We start from the raw sequence: 23,587 nt of genomic DNA, 5'->3' as shown, positions 1-23,587 counted from the left end.
TAACAAACCTAAAAGGGAAGTACGCATGCGCAACAATCAGCCCGTCAGCCAACGCGAATACGTGCTCGACGACGAGCACTATCTGATCTCGCGAACCGATCTCAAGGGTCGCATTACCTATGCCAACCCGGCCTTCGTCGAGGTCAGCGGCTTTACCCGCGATGAACTGATCGGTGCACCGCACAACCTGGTGCGCCACCCGGACATGCCCGAAGCGGCGTTTGCCAATCTCTGGCAGACGCTCGAGGCCGGCGAGTCCTGGGAAGGGCTGGTCAAGAATCGACGCAAGGACGGTGACTATTACTGGGTCAATGCCAGTGTCACTCCGATCTACGAGCACGGCGAGCTGCAGGGGTATGCCTCGGTGCGCGTCAAGGCCGAGCCCGAGGCCTGCGCCTACGCCGAACGGATCTATGCTCAGTTGCGTGCCGGCAAGAGTGGGGGCGTCAAGCTGGTACGCGGCCAGTTTGTAAGGCGTGGTCTGTGGGGACGGCTGAAGCGCATCCAGTTGCGCTCGTTGCAGGGGCGCATGGCCAGCATCGTCGTACTGGCATTGCTGCTGCTGGCGGCGAGTGGTGGGCTGGGCCTGTATGGCGTCGACAAGGCGGGCGAACGTACGCAATTGCTGCAGCGGGATGGGCTCGAGGATGTCGCGCGGCTGCAGCAGATCGATCAGCTCACGACCCATGGGTATCAGCTGCTCTCCAATACCGACCGCATGGCCCTGATGGAGGCGCGCCAGGAATACGCCAACAAGCTCGAACAGATCACCACTCGTGTCGAGACTCTCTGGGCCGAGTTCACGGCGCGTGACGTCAATGCCACCGAGCAGGCCACCGCCTTCGGCGATCTGCTCGACAGCTACCTGCAGCAGGGGCTGATGGAGATGGTGACGGCGTTCAGCGGCGCGGAGGCATTCGATGCCTTCGTGGCGCTGCGCGACAACCTCGAAAGCCTGCAGGCTCAGGGCGGCGAGCTGTCGACGAAGGTGAACGCGCTGATTCAGTCGAAGCAGGCCGCCGCCCTCGAGATTGCCCAGCAGGCCCAGGCCGAAAGGCGCGGCATGCTGCTCTTCCAGGGAGCGTTGCTCGCAGCAGGCATGTTGCTGCTGGTGATCATGGGCGCGCTGAGCGTGCGGGCGATCCGTCGTCCGCTCAAGGAGTCGATGCAGTTCACCCAGCAGATTTCCGCCGGCAACCTCGGCGCCACTCTGCCGGAAAAGCGTAGCGGCGAGATGGGTCGTCTGATGGGTGCGCTGGACATCATGCGCAGGAGTCTGGCGAGCATCGTTAAGGACGTCGATCGCAGCGTGGGCATCGTGCGCCCGGCCTCGCGGGACATCGCCGACGGCAACGAGGACCTGTCGTCGCGCACCGAGCAGCAGGCCGCGTCGCTGCAGGAAACCGCCTCGAGCATGGAACAGATGACCGCCACGGTGAAGCAGAACGCCTCCAACGCCCGCGAGGCCAGCGGCCTGTCGAGCAACGCCGCGAGTTCGGTGCGCGAGAGCGGCGAGGTGATGGGCGACGTGGTCGACACCATGGGCCGGATCACCGACAGCTCGCGCAAGGTCTCCGAGATCATCGAGGTGATCGACTCGATCGCCTTCCAGACCAACATCCTGGCGCTCAATGCCTCGGTCGAGGCGGCGCGTGCCGGCGAGCAGGGCCGCGGCTTCGCGGTGGTCGCCAGCGAAGTGCGCAATCTCGCCGGACGCAGCGCCGACGCCGCCCGCGAGATTCGCGCGCTGATCGACGGCTCCGCCCAGGAGATCGACAGCGGCGCGGCGCTGGTCAAGCGCGCCGAGAGTTCGATCGAGAGCGTGGTCGGCGCGGTGCTCAAGGTCAACGACATCATGGGCGAGATCGCCTCGGCCTCCGACGAGCAGACCGGCGGCATCGACCAGATCAACCAAGCGATCGCCCAGATGGACGAGGTAACCCAGCAGAACGCCGAGCGTGTGCAGAGTTCGGCACGCGCGGCGCAAAGCCTCGATGAGCAAGTGAGCAAGCTAGCCGATGCGGTGGCGGTATTGCGCCTGGCGGGTAGTGGCAAGGAGAGCGTCGATCGGGCGACCCGTTTCAAGGCGGCACAGGCGCGCCGTCAGGTCGGCCAGTCGACGCTGTCCGCGCCGGCTGCTTCCAAGCAGCATACGTCACCCACCGTCAATGATCAGCAGGAATGGGCGGCCTTCTAGGCAAGGCGATAACAATAATCGGCTCGCCCCGACGGTAACAACACTTAGCAGGGAATATCCAGACCATGCGCAACAACGAACCCGTAACCCAACGTGAATACGTGCTCGACGACGAGCACTATCTGATCTCGCGGACCGATCTCAAGGGGCGTATCACCTATGTAAATCCGGCCTTCGTCGAGGTCAGCGGCTTCACCCGGGAGGAGCTGATCGGCTCGCCCCATAACATGGTGCGTCATCCGGACATGCCCGCAGCCGCCTTCGCCAACCTCTGGGAAACGCTGGAAGCCGGCGAATCCTGGCAGGGACTGATCAAGAACCGGCGCAAGGATGGCGATCATTACTGGGTTCGTGCCAACGTCACTCCGATCTACGAGGCGGGCGAGGTTCAGGGGTACGCCTCGGTGCGCATCAAGCCCGAGCCCGAGGCCTGCGCCTACGCCGAGCGGATCTATGCGCAGCTGCGTGCCGGCAAGGTCCGCGGCGTCAAGCTGGTGCGTGGGCAGATCGTGCGCCGTGGGGTGATCGGCTGGCTGAGCCGGGTACGCTTGCGTTCGTTGCAGGGGCGTATGGCGACGATGATCGCGCTGTCGATGCTGCTGCTGGCCTCCAGTGGCGCGCTGGGTCTCTATGGTTTGCAGACCGAGGCGGCGCGACTCGATGCGGTCAACAACAATGGCCTCAAGGACGTCGCCCGGTTGCAGAAAGTCGATCAGTTGATGAACCGCGGTCGGTCGATGCTGGCCGATCCGGTAGGCAACCCGATGGCCGGTGGCTACGAGGAGGCGATCGCCAAGGTCGAGTCAATGGCGGCGGAGCTTCGCACCGTGTGGGGCAACTACATGGCCCGTGAAATCAACCATACGGAAGAGGCGGCGGCTTTCTCCGAAGGACTCGAGAACTACATCGAGGCGGGGTTGCTGGCCACCACCCAGAGTCTGGCGAATGACGAATCCTATCAGGCTTTCGTCGCCTTCAACGATGTGCTCGAACCGGAAGGCGAGCGCCTGAGCGGTATCATCAGTGGCCTGGTCTCGGCCAAGCAGGAGACGGCCCAGGCGCTGGTCGAGCAGGCTCGGGACACCAAGAACCAGATCATTACCGCCCAGGTGATCCTGGGCCTGGTGGGGGTGTTGCTGCTGATCGTCATGGGGGGCATGAGCATGCGGGCGATACGCCGTCCGCTCAATGAATCCAAGCGTTTCACCCTGCAGATTTCCGCCGGCAACCTGGCGGCGACCATGCCCAGTAACCGCAACGACGAGATCGGCGAGCTGATGTCCTCGCTGAACATCATGCGCTTGAGCCTGGCGAGCATCGTCAAGGACGTCAATTACAGCGTGGGCATCGTGCGCCCGGCCTCGCGGGACATCGCCGACGGCAACGAGGACCTGTCGTCGCGCACCGAGCAGCAGGCCGCGTCGCTGCAGGAAACCGCCTCGAGCATGGAACAGATGACCGCCACGGTGAAGCAGAACGCCTCCAACGCCCGCGAGGCCAGCGGCCTGTCGAGCAACGCCGCGAGTTCGGTGCGCGAGAGCGGCGAGGTGATGGGCGACGTGGTCGACACCATGGGCCGGATCACCGACAGCTCGCGCAAGGTCTCCGAGATCATCGAGGTGATCGACTCGATCGCCTTCCAGACCAACATCCTGGCGCTCAATGCCTCGGTCGAGGCGGCGCGTGCCGGCGAGCAGGGCCGCGGCTTCGCGGTGGTCGCCAGCGAAGTGCGCAATCTCGCCGGACGCAGCGCCGACGCCGCCCGCGAGATTCGCGCGCTGATCGACGGCTCCGCCCAGGAGATCGACAGCGGCGCGGCGCTGGTCAAGCGCGCCGAGAGTTCGATCGAGAGCGTGGTCGGCGCGGTGCTCAAGGTCAACGACATCATGGGCGAGATCGCCTCGGCCTCCGACGAGCAGACCGGCGGCATCGACCAGATCAACCAAGCGATCGCCCAGATGGACGAGGTAACCCAGCAGAACGCCGAGCGTGTGCAGAGTTCGGCACGCGCGGCTCAGAGTCTCGATGCACAGGTCGCTCGCCTGGCCGACGCCGTGGCGGTATTGCGTCTGGCGGGTAGCGGCAAGGAGAGCGTCGATCGGGCGACCCGTTTCAAGGCGGCCGAACGCCGTCGCGAACTCAGCCATGCGACTTCGGAAACCGCTGCGTCGTCAGCGAAGCCGGCAAAGGCTCCAGCGCGAGTCGCCGGCAGTGAATCCGAATGGGAGGCCTTTTGAACACCCGAGTGGACTATTCCGACAAGTTGGGTGCCATCCTCACGGGGGGCGCCACGGGCGCTTCCCTGGAGCGCGATCTGACCATGACCGATACGGACTTCGATCGCGTGCGCAAGCTGATCTACCAGCGTGCCGGCATCGTATTGGCGGAGCACAAGCGCGAGATGGTCTACAGCCGCCTCGCGCGGCGCTTGCGCCATCACAAGTTGACGCTGTTCTCGGAGTACCTGGCCCGGCTCGAGCGCCAGGCCGACTCCAAGGAGTGGGAGGCTTTCACCAATGCGCTGACCACCAACCTGACGGCATTCTTTCGCGAGGCGCATCATTTTCCGCTGCTCGCCAACCATGTGGCGGCCAGCACGGCGCCGGTGCGTATCTGGTGCGCGGCGGCGTCGACCGGCGAGGAACCGTATTCCATCGCCATGACGCTGCACGAGACGTTGGGGGCGCGTGCCCGCGAGGCGCGCATCATCGCCACCGACATCGATACCGAGGCGCTGGCCAAGGCCCGTGAGGCGGTCTATCCCCTCGAGCAGGTGCTCAAGCTGAGCGAGACGCGGCGCAAGCAGTTCTTCCTGCGCGGCGGCGGCGCTCGCGCCGGCCTGGCGCGGATACGCCCCGAACTGACCGCCATGGTCGAGCTGCGCCAGCTCAACCTGTTGGCCCAGAACTGGAGCCTGGATGGCGGCTTCGATGCAATTTTCTGTCGCAACATCATGATCTATTTCGACAAGCAGACCCAGGCGAAAATACTCGAGCGCTTCGTGCCGCTGCTCAAGCCCAACGGACTGCTGTTCGCCGGCCATTCAGAGAATTTTTCCTACATCAGCCAGGCGTTCCGCCTGCGCGGCCAGACCGTCTACGAGTTGGCCTCGCAACCCTCAAGTCGCCCATCGGCGAGCCGATAACATCAAGACTATCGTAATCTCCCGAGCGGTGAGCCCGCTCGGGGGAAGGAAAGGAGAGAGCCCTTGAGCGCCTCTAAGATCAAGGTACTTTGTGTCGATGACTCGGCGCTGATCCGTGACCTGATGAGCGAGATCATCAACTCGCAATCGGACATGGAGGTCGTGGCGACGGCGCCCGACCCGCTGGTGGCACGTGACCTGATCAAACGCACCAATCCCGACGTGCTGACGCTGGACGTCGAGATGCCGCGCATGGATGGACTCGACTTCCTCGAGCGCCTGATGCGTCTGCGTCCGATGCCGGTATTGATGGTGTCGTCGCTCACTCAGGCGGGCTCGGAGATCACCCTGCGGGCGCTGGAACTTGGAGCAGTGGATTTCGTCTCCAAGCCGCAACTGGGCATCCGCAGCGGCATGCTCGACTACAGCGAGATGATCGCCGACAAGATTCGCGCTGCCGCCCGCTCGCGTCCGCGCGCCGCGCGCCGCAAGGAAGACGCGCCTGCCGAGCCGATCAAGGCGCCGTTCATTTCCAGCGAGAAGCTGATCATCATCGGCGCCTCGACCGGCGGTACCGAGGCGATCCGCCATGTCCTCGAGCCGCTGCCGGCCAACACCCCGGCGATCCTGATCACCCAGCACATGCCCGGCGGCTTTACGAAATCCTTCGCCGAGCGCCTCGACCGGCTGTGCCGCATCACCGTCAAGGAAGCCGAGGACGGCGAACGGGTGCTGCCCGGCCACGCCTATATCGCCCCTGGCGATCGCCACCTCAAGCTGGCGCGCAGCGGCGCCAACTATGTCGTGGCCCTCGACGACGGCGAGCCGGTCAATCGTCACCGCCCCTCGGTGGACGTGCTGTTCAAGTCGGCTGCCAAGAACGCCGGGCGCAATGCAATCGGCGTGATCCTCACCGGCATGGGCAAGGACGGTGCCGTGGGGCTGCTGGAAATGCGCAAGGCCGGCGCGCATACGCTGGCCCAGAACGAAGCGAGCTGCGTGGTTTACGGTATGCCCCGCGAAGCGGTCGCGGTGGGCGGGGCCGTCGAGGTCATCGATCTGGAGCAGATGGCGAGCAAGATCATGCAGCAGGTGGCGTCCTCGGGACGTGCCCAACGCGTCTGACGCCGAGCGCAGCAACCTGCAACGACAATAACGCCGAGAACTAAGAGAGAGCCATGAAACGTCTGTTCGCCAACCTGTCCATAAGTTCGCTGTTGAGTATCGCCGTGGTGGTTTTCGGCATCCTGATCCTGGTCATCGCCGCGCTGGGATACCGGACCGACCGCATCAGCGAACAGTCGATCGGCACGCTCAACCGGATCAACGTCTCACAGCTCAACGAAATCGGCCGTGCCGAATCGCTGATGCTCTACAGCCGCATGCGCACCAACGATGTCGTCTCCGAGCGCATGATGGGCCGTTTCGCCGAGGCCAAGGGCTTTCTCGGCGAGGCCAGGGGCTATCTCGACCGCGCGCGGGGGCGTTTCGCCAACTTCCAGGCGGTGCCCAAGACCGAAGCCGGAAAGCCGTATACCGTACCGCTCGAAGCCAACATGTCGGCACTGTTCGACAACCTCGACCAGCAGATGGTCGCGCTCGAACAGCTCGATATGGGGACCTTCGATGCGCTCAAGGCGGAAGAAAGCACCATCAGTGCGGCTTTCGACCGGTCGATGACCGAGTTCGTCCATTACGCCGGCGAGCGTGGCAACCAGATCATCGGCAATTATCACGCCGAGACACGGCGCAGCGAACTGATCGGCCTGGGTGTGGTGGTCTTTGCGCTGTTATTGCTCGCCGCGCTGCGCCTGGGCCTGGCGCGTCTGGTGGTCGGGCCGCTGCGCGAGGCGGTCGAGCACTTCCAGCGCATCGCCCAGGCGGATCTCTCCCACGAGATCCAATCGACGACGCGCAACGAGATCGGCAAGCTGTTCGCGGCGATGCGCGACATGCAGCAGGGACTGTCGAAGACCGTACGCACGGTACGTGACAGCAGTGGTTCGATCCATCTGGGCACCCGCGAGATCGTCGGTGGCAATACCGACCTGTCCTCGCGCACCGATCAGCAGGCGGCCTCGATCGCCGAGACTGCGGCGAGCATGGAAGAGTTGACCGCCACCGTTAAGCAGAACGCCGACAATGCGCGGCAGGCCAGTACGCTGGCCAACGAGGCGTCGTCGACGGCCGGCCGCGGCGGCGAGGTGGTCGACCAGGTGATCACCACCATGCAGGGGATTTCCGCAAGTTCCAAGCAGATCGCCGATATTACCGGGGTGATCGACTCGATCGCCTTCCAGACCAACATCCTGGCGCTCAATGCCTCGGTCGAGGCGGCACGTGCCGGCGAGCAGGGTCGCGGCTTCGCGGTGGTCGCCGGTGAAGTGCGCAACCTGGCGAGCCGCTCCGCGTCGGCGGCGAAGGAGATCCGCGAACTGATCGACGGCTCGGTCACCCAGGTCAAGCAGGGCTCGACGCTGGTCGAGGAAGCCGGCACCACCATGCGCGACGTCGTCTCTGCGGTGCGCCGGGTGACCGACATCATGGACGAGATCTCGGCGGCCTCGCAGGAACAGAGCGATGGCATCAGCCAGGTCGGGACCGCCGTCTCGCAGATGGACGAGGTCACGCAGCAGAACGCGGCGCTGGTTCAACAGGCCGCGGCAGCCGCCGCCTCGCTGGAAGAGCAGGCCGACCGGCTGGAGCAGGCGGTGGCGCTGTTCCAACTGGCCGACGACCCTCGATCGACCCAAGGCGTCGCTACCGCCACGCCGGCGCTGCCGCCGGCTAGTGCCGCGGCGCCCAATCCGACGCGAACCGCCCGCCGTCCCGCCAAGCCCGAGCCGCTGCTCGAGGGCGAGGGCGACTGGGAAGAATTCTGACAACGCTTTTCAACCGATTGAAACGAGGAAGCAAGATGGCCGACAAGAACATGAGCATTTTGGTGGTGGACGACTTTCCCACCATGCGTCGCATCGTCCGTAGTCTGCTCAAGGAACTGGGCTACACCAACGTCGAGGAGGCCGAGGACGGTCAGGACGCGCTGGGTAAGCTGCGCGCCGGCGGTTTCGAATTCGTGGTCTCCGACTGGAACATGCCCAATCTGGACGGCCTCGAGATGCTCAAGCAGATCCGTGCCGACGATGCGCTCAAGTCGCTGCCGGTACTGATGGTGACGGCCGAGGCAAAGAAGGAAAACATCATTGCCGCGGCTCAGGCAGGCGCCAACGGTTATGTCGTCAAGCCCTTCACCGCGGCCACGCTGGAAGAAAAGCTCAACAAGATTTTCGAAAAGCTGGGCAAATAAGATCAATTTCGTGGAGGAGGGCAAGAAATGAGCGTTCAAGCGCAGCATGCCGGCACTCAGCAGGGTGAGGACCTGGTCCAGCGGATCGGGCAGGTGACGCGCATGCTGCGAGACAGCATGCGGGAACTGGGACTGGACAAAGAGATCGAGAAGGCCGCCGAGGCGATCCCCGACGCGCGTGACCGATTGAGTTACGTGGCCTCGATGACCGAACAGGCGGCCGAGCGGGCACTCAATGCGATCGACCGCGCGCAGCCGATCCAGGATGCGTTGGAAAGCCGTGCCGAGGAACTCGACGCTCGCTGGGGGCAGTGGTTTGCCGAGCCAAAGGAGCTCGACGAGGCCAAGGAGCTGGTGACCGACACCCGAGCCTACCTGAGCGCGGTACCCACGCAGACTCGCGCGACCAACGCCGAGCTGCTCGAGATCATGATGGCCCAGGACTTTCAGGACCTGACCGGCCAGGTGATCAAGCGCATGATGGACATGATCAAGGAGATCGAGAACCAGCTCGTTCAGGTATTGCTGGACAACGTGCCCGACAGCCAGGACCGCCAGGAGTTGCGCAAGAACTTGGTCAACGAGCGTGAATCCTCGCTACTCAACGGGCCGCAGATCAAGCCCGAGGGCGCCGACGTGGTCAGCGACCAGGGCCAGGTCGACGACCTGCTGGACTCGCTGGGCTTCTGATCTCTCCAGGCGGCGGACGGCGGATGCCGGCGCTGCCTTGGGTAACCCTCCCGCACTCTTGCGTTTCCTTGCGCGCGACAATCGTGGATTAACGCCCGATTCGTCGCGCTTTTTGCGTGTTTGTTGACCGCCGGCCCCGCGCAGAATAAGCCTCGTTCGAATTTTGCCGAGAACTCGGCGCGGGGACCATGGCCGACAACAGCAGCGACGAGGAAAAGACCGAAGACCCCACGCCACGGCGCCTGGAAAAGGCACGGGAGGAGGGGCAGGTCGCACGCTCGCGCGAACTTTCCACTTTCCTGATGCTGCTCGGCGGCGTCATCGGCCTGTGGACGATGGGCGGCATGCTCTACGACCAGTTGGGTCTGGTCATGGAGCAATCGTTCCTTTTCGACCGTGGCATCCTCTTCGACAGTGCGCGGATGATGGCCCACGTCTGGACGCTCGGCAGCACCACGCTGTTCACACTGATTCCGCTGTTTCTGCTGCTGACGGTCATCGCGCTCGCAGCCCCGGGGTTGCTCGGCGGCTGGCTGATTTCGGGCAAGTCGCTGCAACCCAAGTTTTCCAAGCTCAACCCCGCCAAGGGTTTGAAGAAAATGGTCTCGTCACAGGCGCTGGCCGAACTGGCCAAGGCGATCGCCAAGTCGCTGCTCACCGGTAGCGTGGCGTTCGTCTTCCTGTGGTACAAGCGCAACGAATTCCTGGGGCTGATGAACCAGCCGATCCAGCAGGCGCTCTATCACGCCATGCAGCTGGCGGCGATGTGCTGCGGGCTGATCGTGCTGTCGCTGGTGGTGGTGATCATGATCGACGTGCCTTACCAGTTGTGGAGTCACAACAAGCAGCTGCGCATGACCAAGGACGAGATCAAGAAGGAACACAAGGAATCCGAGGGCGACCCGCAGGTCAAGGGCCGCATTCGCCAGCAGCAGCAGGCCATGGCACGCGGGCGCATGATGAGCAAGGTGCCCGAAGCCGACGTGATCGTCACCAATCCCACGCATTATGCGGTCGCGCTGAGTTATCGCGACAGCGAGATGGGCGCTCCGCGGGTCGTCGCCAAGGGCGCCGATGCGGTGGCCGCGCGTATTCGCGAGATCGGCGACGAGAATCGGATCCCGCGCCTGGAAGCCCCGCCGCTGGCGCGGGCGCTGTACCGACACGTCGATCTCGACCGGGAAATTCCGGCCGATCTGTACACGGCAGTCGCCGAAGTACTGGCGTGGGCGTTTCGCCTTCGCCAGGTGCGCCAGGAAGGGGGCGACATGCCCGAACCGCCGCGCGATATCCAAGTACCCGTTGACATGGCGGACAGCCCCAACGATGCCTCTTCCCACGAGGAAACGCGATGAACCTGATGAATACCCTGGGCCAGAACTGGCTGGGCAACGTCCCCATGAAGCTGCTGGCCGGGCCGGTGCTGATCATCATGATCCTGTCGATGATGATCCTGCCGCTGCCGCCGTTCGCCCTGGATATGTTCTTCACCTTCAACATAGCGTTGTCGATCATGGTGCTGCTGGTCAGCATGTTCACCAGCAAGCCACTTGATTTCGCGGCCTTTCCGGCGGTGCTGCTGTTCACCACGCTGTTGCGGTTGTCGCTCAACGTCGCCTCGACGCGGGTGGTGCTGATGGAGGGCAATTCGGGGGGCGATGCGGCGGGCAAGGTTATCGAGGCCTTCGGCGAGTTCCTGATCGGCGGCAATTTCGCGGTGGGGCTGGTGGTGTTCCTGATCCTGGTGATCATCAACTTCATGGTCATCACCAAGGGTGCCGGTCGTATCGCCGAGGTCGGCGCGCGTTTCACCCTCGATTCCATGCCCGGCAAGCAGATGGCCATCGATGCCGACCTCAACGCCGGTCTGATCGGCGAGGAAGACGCCAAGAAACGGCGCGGCGAGGTCGCCCAGGAAGCCGATTTCTACGGCTCGATGGACGGTGCCAGCAAGTTCGTGCGCGGTGACGCCGTGGCCGGTTTGATCATCATGGTCGTCAACCTGATCGGCGGGCTGCTGATCGGCATGCTGCAGCATGACATGGGCTTCGCCAACGCCGCGCGGACCTATACCTTGCTGACCATCGGCGACGGCCTGGTCGCGCAGATCCCGGCGCTGGTGATCTCGACCGCGGCGGGCGTCACCGTCTCAAGGGTCAACACCGAGCAGGATGTCGGCCAGCAGATGATGGGCCAGCTGTTCAGCAATCCGCACGTGCTGATCCTGTCGGCGTGCGTGATGGGCCTGCTGGGTCTGGTTCCGGGCATGCCCAACTTCGTATTCCTGCTGTTCAGCGTGGCGCTCGGCGGCCTGGCCTGGTGGATGATTCGCCATCGTGAGAACAAACTCGCCGAGGAGGTCGTCAACAAGCAACCGGTCACGACACCCGAAGTGCCCGAAGCCAGTTGGGACGATGTTCAACTGGTCGATACCCTGGGCCTCGAGGTCGGTCATCGGCTGATCCCGCTGGTCGACCATCGCCAGGATGGCGAACTGCTGGGACGGATCAAGAGTGTGCGCAAGAAGTTCGCCCAGGAAGTCGGCTTCCTGCCGCCGGTGGTGCATATCCGCGACAACCTGGAGCTCGGCCCCAACCATTACGTGATTACTCTCAAGGGCGTCGAGGTCGGGCGCGCCGAGGCGTATCCCGGTAAGTGGCTGGCGATCGATCCGGGGCAGGTTTCCGGCCATCTCGAGGGTGCGGCGACCGAGGATCCGGCGTTCGGCCTGCCGGCGGTATGGATCGATGGCAGTCAGCGTGAACAGGCCCAGATCTATGGCTATACCGTGGTCGATGCCGGTACGGTGGTGGCGACCCATCTCAATCATCTGCTGCACGAGCACTCCGGCGACATGCTGGGACGCCACGAGACTCAGCAGTTGCTCGACAAGCTGGGCGAGGACAACAAGGCGCTGGTCGAGGACGTGGTGCCCAAGCTGGTGTCGCTGACCATCCTGCAACGGCTGTTGCAGAACCTGCTCGAAGAGGAGGTCTCGATTCGCGACATGCGCACCATCCTCGATACCCTGGCCGAGCACGCCACCGCGCAAAGCGATGTCCACGACCTGACCTCGGTGGTGCGTATGGCATTGGGACGGGCGATCACCCAACAGTGGTTCCCGGGTAACAGCGAATTGCATGTGATTGGCCTGGATGCCAACTTGGAGCAGGTGCTCAGCCAGGCGATGAACGGCGGCGGGGCGATCGAGCCCGGACTGGCCGACACGCTGATGAAGCAGACCGAAGCCGGGTTGGCCCGTCAGGAAGCGCTGGGCGAGCCGACCGTGCTGGTCGTGACGCCGTCGCTGCGCCCGTTGCTGGCGCGCTTCCTGCGTCGCCGCCTGCGCCATCTGGTGGTGATGTCGCAGGCCGAGATTCCGGATGACCGTACGATTCGAGTAACGACGCTGGTCGGAGGCCGTTGATGAGCGTTAGACGTTTTATAGGCGCCAATAGCCGCGACGCGATGCGCCAGGTGCGCGCCGCGTTGGGTGAAGACGCCCTGATCCTGGCCAATCGCCGTGTCGATGCCGGGGTCGAGATCCTGGCCCTGGCGGAAGAGCCCGGGTCCGCGGACGCACTGCCCATCGAACGGCAAAGCGCGCCCCGTGAACCGCAGGCCGGCGCGGCACGCAGCGCCGCGCGGGCCTATGCCCCTCAGTCTCAGCCCGTCCAGCCGCCACCCGCGCCGCCGCCTTCGTTGTCGCCCGCCACGCCCCCGCCAACCGCGGGCGGTCAGGGCGGCGAACAGCAAGGCGACTTCGCTGCCTTCAGCGCACGCCTGCTCGGCGAAATGCAGGATCTGCGCTCGATGCTGGTCGATCAGCAGGCCCGCCTGGAACCCGCGACGAGCGAAGAGGACAACCGTCACCGGCTCAACCGCCAGTTGCAGAATGCCGGTTTCGGCAATGCGTTGGCTCGCGAGCTGCTCGATGCGTTGCCCGGCGAGCTGGTCCATGGCGATCCTGCCCAGGCCGCCGCCTGGTTGCAGCGCCAACTCAGCGGGCGCCTCGAGGTGCTCGAGGACGAAGCCGGTCTGCTCGATCAGGGCGGCGTGTTCGCGCTGCTCGGCCCCACCGGCATCGGCAAGACCACCACCACCGCCAAGCTCGCCGCACGCTACGTCATGCGCCACGGCGCCGGTGGGGTCGCGCTGATCACCACCGACAGCTATCGCATCGGCGCCCACGAGCAGTTGCGCATCTATGCCCGGCTGCTGGGTGCCGAGGTCCATGCGCTGGCCAACGACGCGCCGCTCGGCGAGTTGCTGGCGCAACTCGAGGACAAGCGCCTGGTGATCATCGACACCGTCGGCATGAGCCAGCGCGACCAGCGCCTGGTCGGCCAGGTGGCGATGCTCGGCGAATCGACGCAGGGTGCGCCACGACCGGTCCGTCGACTGCTGTTGCTCAACGCCGCCAGTCACGGCGAGACCCTCGACGAGGTGGTGGAAACCTATCAGCGGGCCTCGCTCGCCGCGGGCGCGCCGCTCTACGGGGCGATCCTGACCAAGGTCGACGAGGCCCCGCGGCTCGGCGCGGTGCTCGATATCGCCATCCGTCACGGATTGCGCCTGCATTACGTCTCGCAGGGTCAGCAGGTGCCCGAGGATTTGCAGCTTGCCGACAGCCAGGCGTTGATCGACCAGGCTCTGGCGGTGGGCGACGATTCGGCTTTCAGCGGCGACCCGCTCGAGTGGCAGCAATCCACATCGCCCCAACGCTGGAAGGCCTTGTCGCGCGGCCTGTTCGGTCAGGGGCGCAACCTGGCGACGATTTTCGCCCGCCTGCGCGAGCGGATCGGCGGCTTCGCCCAGCTCGAATCGGCCTGGCCCTGGCTGGGCTACCCCCTGCAGGCCCAGCAGCAACAATTGCCGCGCCTGCAGGCGGCCTGGCGCGGCGATGGCGCCGAAGGCGAGGCGTTTGGCGCCGAGTCGGCCCATGGCCTGCTGTGGCCGCGTGGAGCCGCGGTCAAGGGCACCGACTGGTACTTGCCGGCCGTGCCGCTCAACAGCGAAGGGCTGGCGCAGACACTGCCCTGGGCGACGCATCATCAGCCCCCCGGCGAGGCGGAGAAGCTTCGCTACGCCGCGCAGCGGCTGGCGCTGCGCGAGCATTGGCTGCCGCGTTGCCCGCCGGCGGCTCTGCGCCATGAACTCGACGCGGCAGGAGTGCGCTGGGTAGCCATGGCGCAGCCCAATACCCGGGTCAGCGTCGACGGCGTGCGTCACAAGCTGGCATCGCTGCAGGTCCACGCCACGACCGACGAGAGCCGGACATTCCGTTACCGTGGACGCAATGCCCGGCTGCAGAGCGCCCGGCTGGCCGTGTCGCTCGATTCGCCGGACTCGCTGACGGCCTGGTTCGTCACCCTGACCGACCTGGATACCGGGCGCTTGCTGGGGCGACGCTACTGGCTGACATCGTCGGCCGATGCCGCGAGCAGTCTCGCGGCCTTTGCCGCCCAGTTGGCCCATGAAGAGCTGCCGCTGCTGGCGCGTCGCGCCTGGCAGTGGCTGGCGCCGTCGCAGGCGATGCGCGTGGATGACGAGCTGCGCGTGTGGCTCGCCACCGCATTGGCCTCGCTGGCGATTCGACTCGATCAGGAACAGGCCGATTGGGCGGTGGACGTCCGCGGCCAGTTGCTGAACATGCTCGGCAGCGGTCGCAAGCGCAGCGCCCAGGCGCTGCTCGAGGCGCTGTGGTATCTGTTCACCGCCCGTGACGCCTTCCTGCTGGCGAGTGGCCAGTTGCTGGATGACAGGAATCAGCCGTGAGTCAGATCGATCAAGCGGCCGGCTTGCGGCGTTGGGCGCAGGCCGAACTCGGCGATCAGGCCGAGCCTGGGGACGCGACCACGTCGCCAGCGGCCGAAGCGCGGACCGCCGCGTCGCGGGTATTGATGGTCGTTGGTCTGGCAGGTGGCGAAAACGCCGTGGTGCAACCGGTGCACGACGCTCTGCAGCGTTGGCACGCCCAGGGGCAACGCTGGGTCGGCGCCCCCGAAGCCTGGCGGTTGGTGCCGATCAGTGTCGAGAGCCCGCACCTTTCGATATTGCTGAGCCAGCAGGCACACTGGGCGCTATGGGTAGGCGACGATGGTGATGGCTTTCGTCGCGCCTATCGCACGCTCAAGCGCCTCGCCCAGCGTGGTGGCCCCAAGCGCTTGCTGCTGGTGCACCCGCCGTTTGCCTCGCGGGCCGGCCTGCTGAGCAATCTCCAGCAGGCCGCGGCCGAGTTTCTGGGCTTCGAGCTCTGGATAGTCCCGCAGCCGCGGCGGCCGCGGCGGCTCCCGCCCGAGGAGCAACGTTGAACGTTCGCTCCGCGCCGTGGCGCGGCCTGCTGCGATTTTCGGGCGTCGCGCTGACGAGCCTGGGGATAGCGAGTGCGTTCGCTCCGGTCGCCAGGGCCGGGGCGGCCGGTAGCTGGGTCGGCGAGGCGCCGAGCGTCAGGCTGTTCACGCCGGGGCGCGAGGTCGCTTCGCAACCGATTCAAGCTCCTGCGGCGCCGGCGGATGGCGAGATCACTTCGATTAGTTGGCGGTTTACCTCGCCGCCGGGCACGGCACGCCTGGAAGCCCGGTTATGCCATCCGCAGCGCTGCCTGCGACTGATCACGCCTCGCGGGCAAAGCGAGGCCCTGGCCGGGCTGACCGCCTCGGGGCCCTTCGTGGTGCGTTTTCGCCTGCCTGAATCGGCGCGTTCCTCGGCGCCGCTGCGGGTCGAAGGCCTGCAATTGATCGTCAACTACAGATAAGCGAAAAGCCGGGCGCTGAGGCAAAGAGCCTCGCTAAAAGCTTGAATAACCTTTCACGAAGCGAGGTATTCATCGCTTGGTGAGGGACGGCTCGGAGTAATAATTCCATTATCGGCAGCCGTCCCGTGCTGCCTCGGTCACACAGGTCCCAGACGCGGAATGTATACGGCACAAGGTAAAATCGATCAGCATGCTTTGCTCGACCAGTATCTGCCTGTGGTCAGGCGCCAGGCGCTGGCGCTGCAGGTAAGGCTGCCGGCCAGTGTTGATCTCGATGACTTGATCCAGGCCGGTATGGTCGGCTTGCTCGATGCTCTGGGACGCTATAACGCTGACCAGGGGGCGAGCTTCACCACCTACGCCAGCCAGCGCATACGCGGATCGATGATCGATGAGCTGCGCAGCCGCGACTGGGTGCCGCGTAGCGTGCGGCGTAACGCTCGCGAGATCGACGAGGCTATCCGTCGCCTCGAACAACAGCTCGGACGTCCCGCCGACGAGCGCGAAATTGCCGACTATCTGTCGCTGAGTCTCAGTGAATACCATCAGCGGCTGGCCGATACCAACGGTGGCCATCTGCTCGGCTTCGAAGATCTGGTCGAGGAGGGTGGCGAGCCGGAGGCGGGCGAATCGTCGCCGAAGTCGCCTTTCGATGCGCTGGCCAGTGGCGAGCAGCGCGCGCGTCTGGTCGCGGCCATCGACAAGCTGCCGGAACGCGAGAAGCTGCTGCTGGGGCTGTATTACCAGGAAGAGCTCAACCTCAAGGAGATCGGCGCGGTACTCGGCGTCAGCGAGTCGCGGGTCTGCCAGTTGCACAGCCAGGCCGTGGCCCGGCTGCGTGGCCAGCTGGCTTCCGAAGACGAGTGACGGTCGCCTCTGGGCCGCCGCTAATCGCCTGCGCCCGCCGCGCGCAGTCGGCGAATTTGCGCGGCGAAGCCCGCCGCGACCTTGTCCCAGCTTGCCCCCAGCGCACGCACCAGCGCCGGGTAACCATCCTCCGCGAGCGGGGTACTGGCCGAGAAGCCGCGCTCGAGCAGTAGATCGCCCTTTGCCCCTCGCAGTTGCCAGTAACCGCTGGCCATGCCCACGCCTTCGTAGTGCCCCTGAAACTGCTCGACGTAGACCCGCAGATGCATGGCTTCGGGCGGATTGCCGCCCATGAGGATGTGGGTGTCGGGAAGTTCGGTGGCGAGCCGCTGACGCAGGCCGCGACTGAGCTGCTGGCCGAGCGCCTCGGCCCATTGATGGTTGCTGGCCTGGCGCAGGCGAATCGCGTCGGGTTGCAGCACGATGCCCGGTTCGTCGAGATAGCCGGCTACGCTCACCTGATCGATGACCAGGCTATAGTCCGCCATTGTTGCCATATCGCTGGACGTAACCACGCCGGACGCGGCGCCATTCGCCGGTGACGGCAGGGTATAGCGTTCGGTGGTCGGCGAGCCCGCGCAGCCCGCCAGGGCAACCAGGGCAAGTAGTGCGCCAGCCATCAGCGTCCTGCGTTGTCGTGTCATATCTTTCCTCCTTGACCTGGCCTTCGGATTCAGCGCTTCGGTGCCTGCGGTACCGGATCAGGCCCCGGACTGCGATCGAAGATCAGCGCGTTGGGGTTCTCGCCGAGCGTTTCGGCCAAAGGCTGCAACTGGCGTACCAGCTTCTCGATGCTCTGCAGCGTACCGTTGAGTTCACGGTAGGCCGGCGAATCGGGCGAAAGACCCTCGAGTGTGCGCTGCAACTGTTCCAGCGACTCGTTGATATTGCCGGGTATTTCGCGCGTCGCCGGATCGTTGAGCATGGCCCTGAGCGATTGGGCACTCGCGCGGACTTCCTCGAGCGTCGCCTGCGAGGTGGCCATGGTGCGATCGAGCTTGTCGAGGATCGGCTCGACCTGCAGTTCGTTTAGCTTGTCGAGCAGGTTGGAGACCTTCTGCTCGATCTGGGCGAAGCCGCCCGAGGTGGTCGGGAATACGGTACGCTCCTCGAAGGTTTCCGGAGTGTATTCGCCGGCCAGCTCCTTGTTGAAATTGAGGTCGACGAACAGGGCCCCGGTTAGCAGGTTACCGGCCTTAAGCGAGGCGCGCAGGCCATAGTCGAACATTTTCGTGAAACGTTGCTTCCATTCCTCGAGATTCACCGGCTGGTCGTCAAGGGTCAGGCGCTGCGGTTCGATGCGGATCAACACCGGGATCGCGAAGCGCTGACGCGTGTTCGGCTGCGGCGCCGTGAAACGCCAAGGCACGCTGACCACCGTACCGACACGCACCCCACGGTATTCGACCGGCGAGCCCTTCGACAGGCCGCGTACGGTGTCGTCGACCAGCAGCACGTATTCGAGATTGCGATTGTAGGTGCCCTGCAGGGCGTCTTCCTCATTGGCATAGAGCGTATAGGTACTGTCCGGTGCGGCCTTGGCTCCCGGAGGAATGTCCTCGGGGATGCCGAAGGTCACGCCGCCGCCGACCACGGCTTCCAGCGATTCGAGCTGGACGCTGACGCCCTCGGAATTGAGCTTGACGTTGATGCCCGAGGCCGACCAGAAGCGGGTGGCCTCGGTGATCAGCACATCGTAGGGCGATTCGATGAACAGGCGATGGTGCATTTCCCGATCCTGCGGATCGAACGAGGCATCCTCGACACGACCCACGGTGAAGCCCTGGTAGGTGACCGGATCGCCGACCCGCAGCGAACTGCCCAACTGGCTGACCAGATTGATGCGCACACCCTTGGCGCCGGGCGGCGCGACCGGTGGCTGCTCGAGGACTGTGAAGTGGTATTGCGGTTCCTCGCTCTGGCCGGGTTGCAACTGGATATAGGCCCCGGACAGCACGGTGTTCAGGCCGCTGATGCCCTCGCGCCCGATACGCGGCTTGACCACCCAGAAACGGCTGCCGGTATTGAGCATGCGCTCGGCATCCTCGCTCATGCGGGCGGTAACCACGGTATGCGAGAGATCCTCCGATAGGCGTACGCTCTCGACCCGGCCGACCTCGACGTTGCGCGTCTTGATCAGCGTCTTGCCGGCTTCGATGCCTTCCGCTGTGGGCATCTCCAGGGTGATCTCGGGGCCTCGCCGGCTGACGTTGTCATAGACCAGCCACAGACCGATCAGTACCGCCACCAGCGGTACGATCCAGATTGGGGAGATGCGCGACTGTGCATGACGTTGGGCGCGATGCGCTTCAGGCATGTGGGGATTCCTTGGCGGGAACGGGCGGCTGCCACAGCAGGCGCGGATCGAAAGTGAGGGCGGCGAGCATGGTGAGCACCACGACCGAGGCGAAAGCCAGTGCGGCCGGTCCCGGAGTGACCGACATTAAGGTGCCGGCGCGGATCAGGGCGACCAGGATTGCTACCACGAAGACGTCGACCATCGACCAGCGGCCGATGAATTCGGTCAGCCTGTAGAGCCGGGTCCGCACGGTGCGGTGATAGCCGCCGCTACGGCGCACGGCGATGCACAGCCAGCCGAGCGCGAGCAATTTGCCGACCGGCACCAGAATGCTGGCGACGAAGATGACCGTGGCGACCGGATAGGAGCCCATCTGCCAGAGCTGGATAACACCACCGATGATCGTCGATGGGTTGTCTTCACCGAGATGGGTGGTGGTCATGATCGGATAGATATTGGCCGGCAGATACATGATCGTCGCCGCGACGAGCAGCGCCCAGGTACGCTGCAGGCTCCGCGGCTGTCGCGCATGCAACGCTTCGCCACAGCGGCGGCAGCGTCCGTGCCCGTTGGCATCCAGCGCGTTGACCAGGCCGCAGGTCTGGCAACCGGCCAGGCCCTGCTCGGCGGCCGGGGCTCCGGTGCGACTGTGTTCGGGCGCGAGCGGTTCGCCGGCCAGCGAGAACCACATCCAATCGTTGTCGATCGATTGCGTGGTCAGCAACAGCAGGATGGCAAACAGGCAGAAGGCCCAGAACGAGACGCCCAGACTGACTTCGGCGAGCCCGGCAACTTTGATCAGGCTGACCAGCGCGCCGATGATGAACACGTCGGCCATCATCCATGGATGCAGATGGCTCAGTGAGCGTGCGATGCCGCGGCTGAAGGGCAGCGGCTCGCGGCTCAGCAGGCCGACCTGCAGCCAGGCGACGCAGCCGAGATAGAGGGCCGGCAGCACGGCGACGCTCAGCGCCACGCAGATCGCTACCAATGGTTGGTCGTAGCCGGCCAGGCTGCGTACGGTCTGGGCCAGTTCGATGCGATTGCTGATACCGCTGACTTCGAAACTGATGAAGGGGAAGGACAACGCGACGATCAGCGCGACCAGCGCCGCTAGCGAAAGCGCCAGGCTGCGCTGAGCCGGACGGTTGTGACGCAGGGCGAGAACATGCCCACAGCGCGGACAGTCCGCCTTCTGCCCCGGGCTCAGCGGCGGCAGCGCCACCAGCCAGTCGCACTCGTGGCAAGCACGCAGCCGGCGCCGGCTCTGGCGTGGTGAGCTGGTTTCGGTGTCCGGCAGCGTATCGGGCGGTTGCAAGTCGGCGGTCACCGCATCAGCGTCCTGTGGCGATTAGTATTCTCATCCATGCGCACCAGTGTAACCGCTTAGTGTCTGCGGTCGAACAGCGTTCATCGCTTGCCGCCTTGAAGTAGTGCGGCTCGGCATGAGCAGGGCGCCCCCTGCAGGGAACCGGGCCGGGCGCTGGTCCTGTTGGGACAACTCGGGCATCATGCCGCCGAGCGTCCACGGGTGCCGGGGGCAATCATACGATCACTAATGGAGGCGAGCTTGTTACTTGCAATCGGGGCTGTCGTTCTGGGGTTGGTATTGCTGGTATGGAGTGCCGATCGTTTCGTCGACGGCGCGGCCGCCACGGCGGGGCATCTGGGCCTGCCGTCGCTGTTGATCGGTATTCTGGTGATCGGTTTCGGCACCTCGGCCCCCGAGATGATGGTCTCGACGCTCGCTGCCTGGCAGGGCAATCCGGGGCTGGCGCTGGGTAATGCCTACGGCTCGAACATTACCAATATCGGGCTGATTCTCGGTCTCGTGGCGCTGCTCAGTCCGCTGACGGTGCATTCGCAGGTCATTCGGCAGGAGTTGCCGCTGCTGGGCGTCATCACCTTGATTTCCGGTTGGCTGCTGCTCAACGCCCAGGTTTCGCGCCTCGATGGCCTGCTGCTGCTGATCCTGCTGATCCTGTTCATGGGATTCAGTATCTGGCGCGCCCGGAGTGCTTCCAGCGATGCCCTGGGGGTGGGCACCGAGGCCTCGCTTGCAGAGCATCCCATGACGCTGCGAACCGGTATCCTCTGGACGCTCGTGGGCCTGGTGGTATTGATCGTCAGTTCGCGGCTACTGGTCTGGGGGGCGGTGCAGATCGCCCAGGCGTTCGGCGTCAGCGATCTGGTCATCGGTCTGACGGTGGTCGCGGTGGGTACCTCGCTCCCCGAGCTGGCCTCCTCGATCAGCGCGTTGCGCAAGAACGAGCACGACCTGGTGCTGGGCAACGTGGTGGGCTCCAATCTGTTCAATACGCTGGCCGTAGTGGGACTGGCCGGCGTGATCACGCCGATCGACGCCGAGCGCGCGGTAATACTGCGTGACTGGCCGGTGATGGCGGTGCTGACGCTTGCGGTGTTGATCTTCGGCATCGGCTGGCGCCAGCGCCAGGGGCGGATCAATCGCTTCGAGGGCGGCGCGCTGCTGCTCGTCTACCTGGCCTACAACGCTTATCTGATTAGTAGCGAAATGGTCTGATCAATCGGGGCGACACCAGCCTTCCCGCCAGCCACTCCTTGCGCCGGGCCCTGCGGGCTTCAACTTCGCATCGGAACGAATCGGCGCAGGCGCTTGCGCGTTTGGCCGATTCCAGACAAATCGCCGCGTTCTTGATCTGCGGCAACTGGACGCGCCCGGTAAGACTTAAGTCGGCCTCTCGGCGGGCGTATCATGAAGTCGCTCCAGAGATGATTGGCGGTTTCCGAGGCTCGCAATGAATGTCTGGTTGGCTAACCTGTGGTGAGTCGCAGCAATGCGCGGCGACCGGCTGCAAGGTTGGGTTAATGGGGATCGCGGCGATGCCGCATCGACGACGGTCCTGACTTCGGATGGATTAGGAGTAGACATGGAACTTGATCCGGTCATCCTGTCGCGATTGCAATTCGCGTTTGTCGTAACCTTTCATGCCATCTTCCCGGTCTTCACGATCGGCCTGGCATCCTACCTGGCGCTGCTCTACGGCCTGCTGGTCAAGACCGGCAACCCGGCTTGGGAGCGATTGGCGGAGTTCTGGACCAAGGTCTTCGCGGTGGTGTTCGGCATGGGAGTGGTATCGGGCATCGTCATGGCCTTCCAGTTCGGCACCAACTGGAGCAACTTCTCCCAGGCGGCCTCGAACTTCATAGGTCCCATGCTCAGCTACGAGGTGGTCACGGCGTTCTTCCTCGAGGCCGGCTTTCTCGGCGTGCTGCTGTTCGGGCGCGAGCGCGTATCGCCCAAGGTGCATCTGTTCGCGGCGATCATGGTCGCCCTGGGTACCCTCATCTCATCGTTCTGGATCCTCGCGGCCAATAGCTGGATGCAGACTCCCGCCGGTTACGAGATGCGCGAAGGCATGGTCCATGTGACGTCCTGGGTCGAGGCGATCTTCAATCCATCGTTCCCGTATCGCTTCCTGCACATGGTGCTGGCATCGTTTCTGACCGGCGGCTTCGTGGTCTGCGGGGTCAGCGCCTGGTATCTGCTGCGCGGCCATGACGTCGAGGCCAATCGCAAGGCGCTGTCGATGTCGCTGTGGCTGTTGCTGTTCGCGACCCCGGCCCAGGCGATCATCGGTGACTTCCACGGCACCAACACGCTCGAGCATCAGCCGAGCAAGATCGCGGCCATCGAAGGCATCTGGCATACCGAGTCGTCGGTGCCGCTGTTGCTGTTTGCCATTCCGGACCAGGCCAACCAGACCAATCACTTCGCGGTGGGCGTTCCCAATCTGGCGAGCCTGATCCTCACCCACGACCCGCATGGCGAGCTACCGGGGCTCAACGAGATCCCCCGCGACCAGCAGCCGCCGGTGTGGATCACCTTCTACTCGTTTCGCATCATGGTCGGGCTGGGCGTGTTGATGATCGCCTTCGCCGTAGCCGGCCTGCTGCTGCGTCGTGGCGGTCGGGTCTACCACAACCGCTTCTTCCTGCAGGGGCTGCGCTTGATGGCCGTCTCGCCGTTCATCGCCGTGACCGCCGGCTGGTTCGTCACCGAGACGGGGCGTGCTCCCTGGCTGATCTATGGGGTGATGACCCAGGCCGAGGCGGTGACGCCGTCGCTCACCGGCTGGATGGCGCTGACCACCCTGATCGGCTACATCCTCGTTTATGCCGTGGTGTTCGTCGCCGGTATCTATTATCTGGGCCGGGTGATCCGTCAGGGCATGGTCGAGGGCGACATACAGGACGTGACCCGCGCCATGCGCCCGATGTCGGCTTCCCACGTGCCGTTCGACGACGGCCAGTATCAAGACCCCAACGCCGCCTCCAGGAGCTGA

The 23,587-nt window shown here is 64.7% G+C and carries 18 protein-coding genes; 15 read left to right on the top strand and 3 right to left on the bottom strand.

Features of this window, described 5'->3' with window-relative positions; genetic code table 11:
* The first annotated feature begins 25 nt into the window (after window positions 1–25).
* The 13 genes from R6258_RS01975 (at window position 26) to R6258_RS01915 (ending at window position 16,963) form a co-directional block, all read left to right on the top strand.
* Window positions 26–2,197 (top strand): methyl-accepting chemotaxis protein, encoded by a 2,172-nt coding sequence (locus R6258_RS01975; RefSeq protein ID WP_318446712.1) that lies wholly within the window; start codon window positions 26–28, stop codon window positions 2,195–2,197.
* Window positions 2,198–2,262: 65 nt separating this feature from the next.
* A complete protein-coding gene (locus R6258_RS01970; RefSeq protein WP_318446710.1) occupies window positions 2,263–4,434 on the top strand; it encodes a methyl-accepting chemotaxis protein in 2,172 nt (723 codons plus the stop codon).
* An 83-nt stretch (window positions 4,435–4,517) separates the two neighbouring features.
* Window positions 4,518–5,342 carry a CheR family methyltransferase gene (locus R6258_RS01965; protein ID WP_318446904.1) on the top strand — a complete coding sequence of 275 codons (825 nt, stop codon included), beginning with the start codon at window positions 4,518–4,520 and terminating at the stop codon, window positions 5,340–5,342.
* Window positions 5,343–5,405: 63 nt separating this feature from the next.
* A complete protein-coding gene (locus R6258_RS01960) occupies window positions 5,406–6,467 on the top strand; it encodes a chemotaxis response regulator protein-glutamate methylesterase (protein ID WP_318446706.1) in 1,062 nt (353 codons plus the stop codon).
* A 53-nt stretch (window positions 6,468–6,520) separates the two neighbouring features.
* On the top strand, window positions 6,521–8,224 hold the full coding sequence (locus tag R6258_RS01955) for a methyl-accepting chemotaxis protein (RefSeq protein ID WP_318446704.1): 1,704 nt from the start codon (window positions 6,521–6,523) through the stop codon (window positions 8,222–8,224).
* A 35-nt stretch (window positions 8,225–8,259) separates the two neighbouring features.
* A complete protein-coding gene (gene cheY / locus R6258_RS01950) occupies window positions 8,260–8,649 on the top strand; it encodes a chemotaxis response regulator CheY (RefSeq protein WP_031383213.1) in 390 nt (129 codons plus the stop codon).
* Window positions 8,650–8,676: 27 nt separating this feature from the next.
* Window positions 8,677–9,339: a protein phosphatase CheZ gene (gene cheZ, locus R6258_RS01945; RefSeq protein ID WP_318446701.1), complete on the top strand. Its 663-nt coding sequence runs from the start codon at window positions 8,677–8,679 to the stop codon at window positions 9,337–9,339.
* A 188-nt stretch (window positions 9,340–9,527) separates the two neighbouring features.
* On the top strand, window positions 9,528–10,694 hold the full coding sequence (gene flhB, locus R6258_RS01940) for a flagellar biosynthesis protein FlhB (RefSeq protein WP_318446699.1): 1,167 nt from the start codon (window positions 9,528–9,530) through the stop codon (window positions 10,692–10,694).
* Window positions 10,691–12,766 (top strand): flagellar biosynthesis protein FlhA, encoded by a 2,076-nt coding sequence (gene flhA / locus R6258_RS01935; RefSeq protein ID WP_318446697.1) that lies wholly within the window; start codon window positions 10,691–10,693, stop codon window positions 12,764–12,766. The genes flhB and flhA overlap by 4 nt, the downstream gene beginning before the upstream one ends.
* Entirely contained in the window at window positions 12,766–15,117 is a 2,352-nt protein-coding gene (flhF, locus tag R6258_RS01930) for a flagellar biosynthesis protein FlhF (RefSeq protein WP_318446695.1), read from the top strand. The genes flhA and flhF overlap by 1 nt, the downstream gene beginning before the upstream one ends.
* A complete protein-coding gene (locus R6258_RS01925) occupies window positions 15,114–15,653 on the top strand; it encodes a hypothetical protein (protein ID WP_318446693.1) in 540 nt (179 codons plus the stop codon). The genes flhF and R6258_RS01925 overlap by 4 nt, the downstream gene beginning before the upstream one ends.
* The gene (locus R6258_RS01920; protein ID WP_318446691.1) at window positions 15,650–16,096 is read left to right on the top strand and encodes a flagellar protein FlhE; all 447 of its coding nucleotides are present in this window, start codon (window positions 15,650–15,652) and stop codon (window positions 16,094–16,096) included. The genes R6258_RS01925 and R6258_RS01920 overlap by 4 nt, the downstream gene beginning before the upstream one ends.
* Before the next feature lie 159 nt (window positions 16,097–16,255).
* Window positions 16,256–16,963: an RNA polymerase sigma factor FliA gene (locus R6258_RS01915; protein ID WP_318446689.1), complete on the top strand. Its 708-nt coding sequence runs from the start codon at window positions 16,256–16,258 to the stop codon at window positions 16,961–16,963.
* Window positions 16,964–16,983: 20 nt separating this feature from the next.
* Here R6258_RS01915 and R6258_RS01910 read toward each other — a convergent pair whose 3' ends face one another.
* From R6258_RS01910 to R6258_RS01900, 3 genes are read right to left on the bottom strand one after another with little or no spacing between them, the layout of a single operon-like run.
* Window positions 16,984–17,607: a membrane integrity-associated transporter subunit PqiC gene (locus tag R6258_RS01910; protein WP_318446687.1), complete on the bottom strand. Its 624-nt coding sequence runs from the start codon at window positions 17,605–17,607 to the stop codon at window positions 16,984–16,986.
* Window positions 17,608–17,636: 29 nt separating this feature from the next.
* Window positions 17,637–19,280 carry an intermembrane transport protein PqiB gene (gene pqiB / locus R6258_RS01905; protein WP_318446685.1) on the bottom strand — a complete coding sequence of 548 codons (1,644 nt, stop codon included), beginning with the start codon at window positions 19,278–19,280 and terminating at the stop codon, window positions 17,637–17,639.
* Window positions 19,273–20,592: a PqiA/YebS family transporter subunit gene (locus tag R6258_RS01900; protein ID WP_412176342.1), complete on the bottom strand. Its 1,320-nt coding sequence runs from the start codon at window positions 20,590–20,592 to the stop codon at window positions 19,273–19,275. Before R6258_RS01900 ends, pqiB begins: the two co-directional genes overlap by 8 nt.
* A 240-nt stretch (window positions 20,593–20,832) precedes the next feature.
* Here R6258_RS01900 and R6258_RS01895 point away from each other — a divergent pair, with 240 nt between their 5' ends.
* Window positions 20,833–21,804 carry a calcium/sodium antiporter gene (locus R6258_RS01895; RefSeq protein ID WP_318446682.1) on the top strand — a complete coding sequence of 324 codons (972 nt, stop codon included), beginning with the start codon at window positions 20,833–20,835 and terminating at the stop codon, window positions 21,802–21,804.
* 367 nt (window positions 21,805–22,171) lie between these two features.
* Window positions 22,172–23,587: a cytochrome ubiquinol oxidase subunit I gene (locus R6258_RS01890; RefSeq protein WP_318446681.1), complete on the top strand. Its 1,416-nt coding sequence runs from the start codon at window positions 22,172–22,174 to the stop codon at window positions 23,585–23,587.

Source organism: Halomonas sp. HP20-15 (genome assembly GCF_033446685.1).
GTDB lineage: Bacteria > Pseudomonadota > Gammaproteobacteria > Pseudomonadales > Halomonadaceae > Modicisalibacter.
The sequence above is the reverse complement of the archived record's forward strand: the minus strand, read 5'-3'. Positions and strand labels throughout refer to the sequence as shown.